The 10,431-nt window shown below is 47.0% G+C and carries 9 protein-coding genes and 1 pseudogene; 6 read left to right on the top strand and 4 right to left on the bottom strand.

Annotation, left to right across the window (positions count from 1 at the left end; all coding sequences use genetic code 11):
* The first annotated feature begins 78 nt into the window (after positions 1-78).
* The 5 genes from gmd to FIV39_RS16390 all read left to right on the top strand — a co-directional run bounded on the left by gmd (position 79) and on the right by FIV39_RS16390 (position 4,903).
* Entirely contained in the window at positions 79-1,215 is a 1,137-nt protein-coding gene (gene gmd, locus FIV39_RS16410) for a GDP-mannose 4,6-dehydratase (protein ID WP_090400242.1), read from the top strand.
* Positions 1,208-2,155, top strand: coding sequence for an NAD-dependent epimerase/dehydratase family protein (locus FIV39_RS16405; RefSeq protein WP_186731530.1), 948 nt, complete (start codon positions 1,208-1,210; stop codon positions 2,153-2,155). Before gmd ends, FIV39_RS16405 begins: the two co-directional genes overlap by 8 nt.
* Positions 2,152-3,375, top strand: coding sequence for a glycosyltransferase family protein (locus FIV39_RS16400; protein WP_090400236.1), 1,224 nt, complete (start codon positions 2,152-2,154; stop codon positions 3,373-3,375). The genes FIV39_RS16405 and FIV39_RS16400 overlap by 4 nt, the downstream gene beginning before the upstream one ends.
* Before the next feature lie 71 nt (positions 3,376-3,446).
* Entirely contained in the window at positions 3,447-4,193 is a 747-nt protein-coding gene (locus FIV39_RS16395; RefSeq protein ID WP_159440108.1) for an ABC transporter permease, read from the top strand.
* 2 nt (positions 4,194-4,195) lie between these two features.
* Positions 4,196-4,903, top strand: coding sequence for an ABC transporter ATP-binding protein (locus tag FIV39_RS16390; protein ID WP_090400232.1), 708 nt, complete (start codon positions 4,196-4,198; stop codon positions 4,901-4,903).
* 479 nt (positions 4,904-5,382) lie between these two features.
* On the opposite strand, the gene FIV39_RS16385 is transcribed toward FIV39_RS16390, so the two are convergent.
* From FIV39_RS16385 to cysC, 4 genes and pseudogenes are all read right to left on the bottom strand, one after another.
* A complete protein-coding gene (locus FIV39_RS16385; RefSeq protein ID WP_208603996.1) occupies positions 5,383-6,504 on the bottom strand; it encodes a glycosyltransferase in 1,122 nt (373 codons plus the stop codon).
* Positions 6,505-6,927: 423 nt separating this feature from the next.
* Positions 6,928-7,038, bottom strand: a pseudogene (locus tag FIV39_RS16380) (transposase domain-containing protein); the annotation flags it as partial.
* Positions 7,039-7,298: 260 nt separating this feature from the next.
* A complete protein-coding gene (locus FIV39_RS16375) occupies positions 7,299-7,964 on the bottom strand; it encodes a sulfotransferase family protein (RefSeq protein ID WP_143513827.1) in 666 nt (221 codons plus the stop codon).
* Positions 7,965-7,993: 29 nt separating this feature from the next.
* Positions 7,994-8,512, bottom strand: a complete 519-nt coding sequence (cysC, locus tag FIV39_RS16370; RefSeq protein WP_090400226.1) for an adenylyl-sulfate kinase — start codon at positions 8,510-8,512, stop codon at positions 7,994-7,996.
* Positions 8,513-9,240: 728 nt separating this feature from the next.
* Here cysC and FIV39_RS16365 point away from each other — a divergent pair.
* Complete coding sequence (locus FIV39_RS16365) at positions 9,241-10,365, top strand: acyltransferase family protein (RefSeq protein WP_090400224.1); 1,125 nt, start codon at positions 9,241-9,243, stop codon at positions 10,363-10,365.
* The last annotated feature ends 66 nt before the right edge of the window (positions 10,366-10,431 follow it).

The following is a 10,431-nucleotide window of genomic DNA, read 5'->3' as shown; positions in this document are numbered from 1 at the left end:
CACCTTGCGGGTTTGCTTGCGCTTGCCAGCGTACTCGGCGTCGGCGAAGGTCATCTGCTTCATCGGGAAACTCGGTGGGTGGGGTCGCGGTATTTTGCCAAATCAGAAAGTCTTTTTCAGAGTTTCCCTAAGAAAAAAGCGCTCATTACAGGTATTACTGGCCAAGACGGCGCTTACCTTGCGGAATTTTTGTTGGCTAAAGGTTATGAGGTTCACGGCATTCGTCGTCGCGCCTCAATGTTCAACACCCACCGTATCGATCATCTGTACACCGATCCACACGCTAAAGGCTACGATCTGACGTTGCATTACGGCGATCTTACAGACTCTTCGAGTTTGATTAGGATTGTCCAGCAGGTTCAGCCGGACGAGATATACAACTTGGCCGCTCAGAGCCATGTCGCAGTATCGTTCGAAGAGCCCGAATACACAGCAAACTCTGACGCGTTGGGTACCCTGCGCTTGTTGGAGGCGATCCGAATCACTGGCCTGGAGAAGAAAACCAAATTCTACCAGGCGTCTACGTCTGAGCTGTATGGCTTGGTGCAGGAAACTCCTCAGAAGGAGACTACACCGTTTTATCCACGCTCGCCTTACGCAGCTGCCAAGCTATATGCCTACTGGATCACTGTTAACTACCGTGAGTCGTACGGGATTTATGCGTGCAACGGTATTCTCTTCAACCACGAATCACCCATCCGTGGCGAAACATTTGTAACCCGGAAGATCACCCGTGCGCTGGCACGTATCAAGCTGGGGCTGCAAGAGTGCTTGTACTTGGGCAACATGGACGCCCTGCGCGATTGGGGTCATGCCCGTGATTACGTGGAGATGCAGTGGCTGATGCTGCAGCAGGAAGAAGCGGAAGACTTCGTCATCGCCACTGGCGAGCAACATTCTGTGCGGGAATTCGTTGAGCTTGCTGCAAAAGAAATTGATATCGCGATTCGCTGGGAAGGCAAGGGCGTCGAAGAGAAGGGCTACGACGTAGCCACTGGCAAGTGCATCGTGGCGGTTGATCCAGTCTACTTCCGTCCTGCAGAAGTAGAGACGCTTTTGGGCGATCCTACCAAAGCCAAAGACAAGCTGGGTTGGACACCGACCACGACCTTCCACGAACTGGTTCAGGAAATGATGCGCGAAGATATGAAAGAAGCGCAACGTGATGAGTTGGTTAAAAAACACGGGTTCAAGTATTTCAATCACCATGAATAAGATCCAGCAGAACTCTACAGTTCTAGTGACGGGAGCTGGGGGCGGCTTGGGTAAAGCCCTCGTCGCCGCTTTAGCCCGTCAGGGATATAGCACCGTACTGTCACCCGCAAGACACGATCTGGATTTATTGGATTCCAGATCTGTTGACGATTATTTTGCGCACCATCGGCCAGATGCAGTATTGCATCTGGCTTCTATCGTATTCGGTTTGCAAGGTAATCTTGACAATCAGATGCGTTCATTGGCTGAGAACTCGCAAATTAACGCCAATGTGTTCGCTGCGATAAATAACCATCCTGTGAAATATGTATTTTTTGCAGGAACCGTTGCCTCGTATGCATTCCCGTATAAAAATATCCCGCTGGTGGAGTCCGACTTTTTTGATGGGCTTCCTCACGGAGGTGAGTTTGGCTATGCCATGTCAAAACGGCATGCTTTCGCTTATCTTAAAGTTTTAAAAGATACTAAAGGTTTAGATTATACCTACGGTGTCTTAACCAATCTTTATGGCGAAAATGACCGATTTAACGATAATACCGGGCATGTAATCCCTTCTTTAATCATGAAGGTCCATAGTGCGAAAGTTACAGGCGATCCCTTTATGGTGTGGGGTGATGGTTCCGCGGAGCGGGATTTCCTGCATTTCGAAGATGCCGCGGATGCTATTCTTGTTTGCATGAACAAAGGTTCGACGCCTGAACTTGTCAATATTTCAAGTGGGCAGAGCACCACGATCAAGCATTTAAGTGAGCTGGTTTGCAAGGCGGCGGGTGTTGGCGACATACAGTTTCAGCTTGATAAACCGGTGGGCATTAAATCTCGCGTGGTCGACAACAGCAAGCTGGAATTGCTGGGTTTTACTCAACGTGTCAGCCTTAAGGTCGGTATTGAGCGACTTTACGATTGGTATTCGAAAAACGTAATAGAGGTTCGCGGGTGAGCAGCAATATGAAGATGGCGATTGTTTCAAGTTATTCTGAGAGCTGCGGTAATGCCGCATTCACCCGCATCGTCCATGACAGTGTTGAATATTTTCATCCCGACATTGAGGTTGATGTTGTCGAGCTGGACTTGAAACTTCTTCAGTCGATCAACCATGATGTTCGTAAAAAAGCTGACGCCCATATTGCGGATATATGTGCTCGTTTAAAAAGTTATGACATCGTTAATATTCAGATGGAAGCCGGCCTTTACGGTACGTTGCCAAATGATATCACCAGTCGTTTCAGAAAAATGCTTTCAGCTAATAAAAATACGTCGGTTACTCTCCATTCACCACGGTTGATAGGGTCGGCTCAATCGGGCGCTCGCTCAGCAATCAAGAAGTTTCTGCATTTTGACATCAAAGGCGGTTTTAGAGACCTCTTGGGTGGTAAGTATGCTCAGGTTCATATTAATATAAATAAGAAAATCATCGACTACTCTGTACGGTCGAATGCTCGACTGATTGTGCATACCTCGCGCGCCAGAAAGCAAATTCAGGATTTCTTCTCCTACGACAATGTTGACGTGCATCCGCTGAAGATGGTGCCTATCAATTATGTAGAAAATCCAGCGACTTACGATAAGATCATTCATGACGCAGGCTTCTCCGAAGAAGATGTCCTGATTGGTATGTTTGGTTATATCAGCGCTTATAAAGGGCACGTTGATGCACTTAAGGCGTTGGAGCAACTTCCCGCTAACTACAAGCTCTTGATTTTTGGGCGTCAGCATCCTCAGACACTTAAATCGAATGGTCATCCGGACGCTTACCTAGAGCACTTGCAGGCATTGGTTCTAAAAAATAAGAGATTAAGAAAGCGTGTCTATTTCATGGGGGAGCTGAATGATAGTGACTTCCTTGATGTTGTTGGCTCCGTCGATATTTCGTGGCTGCCGTACTATGAAAATGGCCAAGACGGTTCAGGTATTGCTTCAATCTGCCTAGACCGGTCTCCTCGCGTGTTGTGCTCCGCATCGTTCGCGTTTGATGAGTTATTTCAACTTGTTGAATATAGGAACGTTAAGCGCTTCGATATCGGTAATACGATGGAGATAGCCCTCAAGACAAAAATGTTTTTGAAGTCGGGCAAGACCAGCAGACCTTTTTGTGACGAGTCGCGCTTCAGCATCAAGTCACAAGCCGATAACTACGTGAAAGGTAGTCAAGCTAAATGACGGATAGTCATAGCGTTACGATTAAAGTGAATTTCCCATTCAGAGAAGGTCTTCACGATATAGTGCAAAGCATGAAGAAATTCGGCATGGCATTTTTCTTCGCGTGGGGAGACACTAAGGCGCGCTACCGTCGAAGTATTTTAGGTCCGTGGTGGATGGTACTCAGTACTGCAGTCAGCGTGGCTGGGTTAGGGTTTCTATGGAGCATGCTGCTAAAAGATGACCCGGTTAAATTGGTTCCATCGTTAACGGTGGGCTTGGTCATATGGCAGTTTTTATCTGGATGTATTTTGGAGGCCCCTTCAATATTTTCAAGGAATGCACATTTTATTCGGAATATAAAAATTCCTTTTTTTGTGTTTCCGCTCCAGTTGCTATTACGACAGCTGATTAACTTATGCCATAACGCCGTTGTAGTCATAGCTGTTATCGCTTATTTTGGTGTTAAGCTCTCTTGCGTGCACTTGCTTATTATACCAGGCTTGCTGTTAGTGGTTTTTAATCTGGCATGGATTGTTGTCTTGGTTGCGTTGGTGGGGGCGCGTTTTCGAGACGCCGAACAAATAATAGGCGCGATTATGCCTCTCATGTTTTTCTTGAGTCCTGTAATTTTTCGCCCTAGTCAACTCGCAATGGCGCAGGAAATTGTTTGGCTCAATCCGTTCAGTTATTTTATTACCTTGGTGCGTGACCCGATCATGGGTGTGACGCCCCCCGCTTTTGTTTATCAGGTAAGTATTGTTTCCCTCTGCGTAGGGGGGATACTCACGCTTTACATGCTGGGCAAGCATCGTCGTCATATTTCATTCTGGATTTAAAAATGGCTCATCTTATATTCGATAATGTGACGATTAAATATCCCGTTTATAACGGAGGAGGGAAGTCGCTTAAAAAAACCTTGGTGAACGTCGGTACGGGGGGGCTGTTGTCCCGTGATCCAGGTGAAGTAATGACTGTTACGGCTTTGGATCAAGTCTCCTTCAAGCTCAATGATGGCGATTCCGTTGGGCTGATGGGACATAATGGTGCGGGTAAGACCACCCTTCTGCGCACGATGGCGGGCATTTACTCACCGAGTCAAGGAAGTATTTCGAGTCAAGGAAAAATTTCTACTATCATCGAATTGGGTGCGGGGCTGGATTCTGAATTGTCTGGGTATGAAAATATTTTTCGGCTCGGCCTGCTGCTCGGGATGTCGAAATCGGCAGTTGTTAAAATGATGCCTTCTATCGAAGAGTTTACTGAGCTTGGGAATTTTTTGAATGCCCCAGTCCGGACATACTCCTCCGGCATGTTGATGCGTCTGATGTTCGCAGTGAGCACGTCAAACCAGCCAGAAATTCTGCTGGTTGATGAGATGTTTGGGACTGGCGATAAGGGCTTTCAGGAAAAGGCAAAGGTTCGTATGGAGGGGTTGATCTCATCTGCTAAAATATTTGTATTTGCTTCCCACTCGGAGGAACTTATTGCGAAGTTTTGCAATAGAGTTTTTGAGCTTAGCCATGGCGCTGTAAAAGAGGTCACCTAGCTAGGTATCTGATTCTTAAAATATCTTGAATATTTGTTTTTGATACCTCCTGGTTCCTACGGTAAGAGTTCTAAATTTTTTCGAGACCTATTATCCGAACACACTGGGTGATGCCGAGCAGGTAATATGTCAACTCGCCGAGGGCGGTAAAAGTCGCGTAAGTGCACCATGATCCCCACATTCAAAGCGCTTAGCTGATCTCGGATGCTGTGCTCCCGACTCTTTCAGGCGTTCGCCCTGTCATGATACGACCCGAAGTCAAAGTCGAAAAGTCTATCTCTGCCCTAAGCCAGTGGACTTCCGAAAGTCCATGACGGCCTTGCCGCGCTAGTCGAACTGCCGCAAGCGACTACAAAGCCTTACTGCCGTGCAGTTGCTTGCCAGGGATGCCAGGGTAAAAGAATGCCTTATCTTGAGGTCGGTGTAGTTCGTGGATCGGTTACCATCAACGGACATGTCTCAGCCAACATCCATGGACCTTAACCCTCTTTAGTACCCTTGGAAGCCAATGCGGAATAGATATCCATATATGCCTCCCCCATCCCGCGGGAGGTGAATACCTGCAAATACCTTTCTCGAGCTGCGGCCCCATACACGGCTGCCAGTTCAGGTAGATTCCAAAGTTGCTCCATAGCAAGACGCATGGCAAGTGCATTACTTGGAGGAACAACCAATCCCGAAATATTATTTTGGTTGATATAGCTAGTTCCGGTACCGATCTCGCTGCATATCATCGGCTTGCCAAACATTGCAGCTTCAAGCAGGCTTATACCAAAAGCCTCTGATCGCAGATGTGACGGAAACACCACCGCATAACATGCCTTGAGCAAGTTGACTTTCTCCTGCTCAGACACCTGGCCGATGAAGTGCACGCTGGTTAATTTTCTTTTCACTGCAATGCTGATCAACTCCTGCTCTAATGGTCCAGCACCAACAATTAGCAGGGGCCAGTCTTTTCCTTCCATGGCCTGCAGTAGGTACTCAAGGCCTTTATAGTAGCGAAGAACACCAACGAACAGAAAAAATTTACCGCGCTGCATGCGCAGCTCAGCAACTTTATCAGCCTCAGGCTCTGGATACATGGATTCGTCCAAACCAATTGGAATAGCACTTGCCTTATGGCGATATTTTGCCAAAACAGGTGAGCTCTCAATATAATTTGGACTGGTAGCCACAATGCGATCTACACTATCAAGAAACAACTTCTGCAAGGGATTATAAAGACACTTCAAAAATTTCTGTTTTACAATGTCCGAGTGATAGGTCACAACTGTAGGTTTTTGAACTCGTGTTGCAAAATGAACCACGTCCATAAATGGCCAAGGGAAGTGATAGTGGATAACGTCGGCCGACTGAGCCAACTTTGAAAATATCTTAAAAGAAGAAAGAGAAAATCCAGTCGACGCTAAATTAAAGTCCTCTTTCGCCTGAATCAATTGATAGTCGGTCGTTTGTATGCACGGCACTGCGTCCTTTGATAGTGATAACACGACATTTTCACACCCCAGCTGACTTGTCGCGCGGGTCAAGTGCCGGATGAACATCTCCACGCCGCCATGCTGATTAGCTGCAAATGTTTTATAAAAATGTAGAGTCTTCAAATAACACCTATTAAATAAAATGGCATATTCTACAATACGTAAAAGAAAAAACCTTTTACTTCTACCTGAAACGCTATCAAAGATAGCTCCAACCACATTCTCCGCCCTTGCCGACCCTATACTACGATTTGACACCAAAACTCCTGGCAACCGAGTAACACTTGCATTTGGACACTGGGCAAATAAAACAGTTCTCTCTCCTCCCCTAAATGCGTAATTCACAAAAGGATCAGTCAAGCAGCAGCTGAGGCGGTCAGGGGGCATCAGGTGGAGCCGCATATGCCCCAAAAACTCAAAGGCGTAAGTAACGTTCTCAGCCGACAAAACTCAGAACCGCGAAGCAGTACCGATTAATTATTAGCAAGGTCAAAATATACCGTATGCGCTCCATAAACCTCACCTGCCCAACGAAGGGTTAACGGTTTACCGTGACATTTCTGGCGAACAGTTCCACGGCAGCAAGGCTAATTCATCGACCGATGAAGCCTGAGGCAACCGCTCCAGTACGTGGCGCAACCACGTATAGGGCTCTTTGTCGGCGCCAATGCCGAAATGACTCAGTGGCCGACATCACGCCGACCCAACACCAATCGGTAAAAATCCAACACTAGTAATGTTTCACAAGGCAGGAGCCTGGGTCAGTGAGATTTCGGTAACTGGGTCAATCCTAAGCTGGCGACAACAACAACCCCCCGAATTGGCGGGTCCTATTGATCTCGAGCGGGAGGAAGTTTTTTGCTCCCGACCTGATAAAAATCGAATCTTTTCATGACTTACGTGAGGATTTCCCAGATTTAATATTTGTTGCTGCCAATTTTCTTCACGCCTGGTTCAGGTGTGACTATCCTACGATCGGCAGCTGCGTACAGGTCAAATTCGAATTTGAACTTCTCCAGGATCTCTTGTATTTGTATCGGCGAGAGATGAAATTCCAGATTTTTAAGTTTTTGCCGACTTTCGCTTCGTTCGTTGTAGGTTAGATTTCCGGAGAAAGGAACACCCAACTGGTCAAGAACTTCTTTGAGTTGCGCGTTAAGACTCTCATAAAAAATGGCCCTGTGTACGATCATTGAATCACCATCACAGAGCAATGTTTTTTCTGATTCACACTCCGCAATCGCCTTGTCGAGCGTGTAACTGGGGTTGTCAAAATGATGCATGGCGAATAGCGAGATTATTTTTTCAAATGGATTTCGAATAACGCCAAATTTGTAGAGTCTTTCATACAGCCAAGTTCCGATTACGGATCTTACCGCTGTTGCCGACATATGATCGATGAATTGAGCTGTGCCGTCAGGGGAAAGATAATTTCGATGTTTATGAGATGGAAACAAGTCCCCTGGGACCTTGGCTATTACCGCATCTTCCTCGAGAACATTTGAGAGGTGAGTTTCGATTGAGGTGCCACCAACCTTTACACCCTTGATGAATATGAACCTATGTTTCAGTGAGATAATCAATTGCATCTCCAGCAAGAAGAGCGCATCTTCTAATAATTAAATTTTGTTAGAATGGCGCATACTGCGTCGTCGATTGACGAAGTTGACGTATCGATATCCATGTCGGGGTCAAGGGGAGCCTCGTAGGGCGCATCGACTCCAGTCAACCCGGAAATCAGGCCTTGCCTGAACTTCGTATATAAGCCCTTGGGGTCTCTTTGTGAGCAAACTTCAACAGGTGTCGACAAGTAGACTTCCAGAAACTCGCCATTATGGAATAACTTTCTGGCGATAGATCTGTCTTTTATATAGGGAGAAACAAAGGCGCATATCACTATATGGTCCGCTTTAGCCATCAGCTTGGCGACCTCACCCGCACGGCGAATATTTTCTGCCCTGTCAGTCATCGACATCCCGAGATCAGAACACAGGCCTTGTCGAAGCTCATCGCCATCTAAAATAAACGAATTTATCCCCTTCACCTGAAGGGCATCACTCAGTGCTCGAGCTATCGTTGTCTTGCCGGCCCCCGGTAGTCCAGTAAGCCAGATACAGATTGGTGTAGACATCCCTTCTCCAAGGTTCATTCAAAACTGAAACCCGACCTATTTTGATATCACCCAGAAATGGGAGCACCGAACAAGCCCTCAAAAGCTCTTCAATTCATGGTCATCAAATACACGAGAATGACTTCCCATCGAGCTGGACATGGTCGCCCTCAAGTAGCCTGATCAACTAGCGGCTACTTTGTAATTTTAGCTACATGAAATTGTACCATCGTTGTGCAAAGTGTCGAGGTATCGCCTTGCAGGTCGGCCAGACCGCAAGCCAGGTCAGACAATCGAAGTGGGACAACCATCGAAATCACCGACGTTCATCGGCGCGAGATAGAAGCTTTCACCGCTTAGCCCGCCTTTCACAGTGCAGGCTCAACGGACTGCGCAATCACACAACTGAGCAGTCAACTCATCGCGAGCGCGGGTAATTTTTACCTTAATCAAGCCATTGATAGGTGCTAATATTACTGATAGGTATCAGGCGGGCACTTGACCCGCGGCAAGTAACAGGCATGACTCACGTCGGGCCCCGGCGGAGCCGGATGTTGATAGGATATTTTCCCATGTCCTGGTTCAGTTCAGCGGCAAAAAGCCGGTTTGCATGCCGGCACTTGGGAAGACCTGCAGCAGTCGACGAGTGGTGATGGGCATATTTTCCTCCACCCAGGCCTCGCTGAGTCCGCACGCCGTCGGCCGGTGATATAGTGCGACCAAATCTTTCAAACGGCTGCAGGTTAACAATGGTTCGCAATTACGGGTTGGATTTGGCGAGAATCTCTGCAGCCTATTTGGTTATGTTTGGACACTTGACGTTTGCCGCCACTGTGTCTTTGGGCAGACCATTTAGTGATTGGGCAGGTGCAAATGAATCTCTCCCTCTGTTGACCAAGGAAGGAAATTGGTTATGGCAGATAAACAACTACCTACTCAGCGACTACGGGACCGCTACAGCCATTGTTGGGGTGTCACTGTTTTTCCTTATAAGTGGCTGGCTGATGCCACCGATGCTAGATAAGTACGGCAGGTCAATATTTCTGGTTAATCGATTTTTCCGCATTTTCCCCATGCTGATCTTCGCCGTGTTCTGCTCCGCCGCGATCCAATACTATCTTGGTGACCGAAAAACTTTCGACATGGCTGGTGTTTTGGCGACCGCTACACTCACGACAGAAATATTCGGTAGAGATATGACACTTGGTGTTATCTGGACACTCATTATCGAATTTGAATTTTATCTTCTGCTGGCACTACTTGGGACCGTAACTCAGAAAAAAATACTCGCCATCAGTGCGATAATAATGATTATTTCAATCTCATCACTTCTATTCGGAATTAAACCTAAGGTCGTGCTGGCAGATTTATATTTTATCGTTTACATGCTGATAGGCTCCAGCGCTCGATTAGCTTTTGAGCGAAGGAAGTTCGAAGGGGCAGGTTTGTATTTGGCGTGCCCTGTTCTTGTCATTGCTGCTTTTGAGATAAACCGATACGTGACCGTACACCTGCTTGGAGTGAATCCGGGGCAAGAGATAAACGTGATTTCTCAAATTGCGACCGCCTTGCTATTTCTGGCATTCGCCATGGCAGGTAGGGTCATCACCAAAACTGCGACCACGGTGTTCTTGGTAGAAAAGTCCTCTGATTTGACTTACTCAATTTATCTGATGCACATGGCAATTGGCTCCTATTTCATTTCAAAATTCCGTCATGTCTCCCCTAACGAATACACTACCGTGCTTTGCACGTTCGTTGTTGTAACCGCTATCGCGGCTGTGACCTATCAGCTCATCGAAAAGCCAGGCATACAACTATTCAAAACATTATCTCGACGAAGAAATTCAATAGACGCCAACTCCGCAGTGTGACTCCGAACACTTCGAATTCTTTCTTCAGGCATAAAAAAGCCCGCTGCCAGGCGGGCTTATCGAATC

It is taken from the genome of Pseudomonas grimontii (assembly GCF_007858185.1).
Classification (GTDB): Bacteria; Pseudomonadota; Gammaproteobacteria; order Pseudomonadales; family Pseudomonadaceae; genus Aquipseudomonas; species Aquipseudomonas grimontii.
This window is presented reverse-complemented; position numbering and strand designations above follow the sequence as displayed.

Bases quoted from the DNA above. Each gene is read 5' to 3' on its own strand.
- FIV39_RS16405 (WP_186731530.1), top strand. From the start codon at position 1,208: ATGAATAAGATCCAGCAGAACTCTACAGTTCTAGTGACGGGAGCTGGG.
- FIV39_RS16395 (WP_159440108.1), top strand. From the start codon at position 3,447: ATGAAGAAATTCGGCATGGCATTTTTCTTCGCGTGGGGAGACACTAAG.
- FIV39_RS16390 (WP_090400232.1), top strand. From the start codon at position 4,196: ATGGCTCATCTTATATTCGATAATGTGACGATTAAATATCCCGTTTAT.
- cysC (WP_090400226.1), bottom strand. From the start codon at position 8,512: ATGTCTACACCAATCTGTATCTGGCTTACTGGACTACCGGGGGCCGGC.
- FIV39_RS16365 (WP_090400224.1), top strand. From the start codon at position 9,241: ATGGTTCGCAATTACGGGTTGGATTTGGCGAGAATCTCTGCAGCCTAT.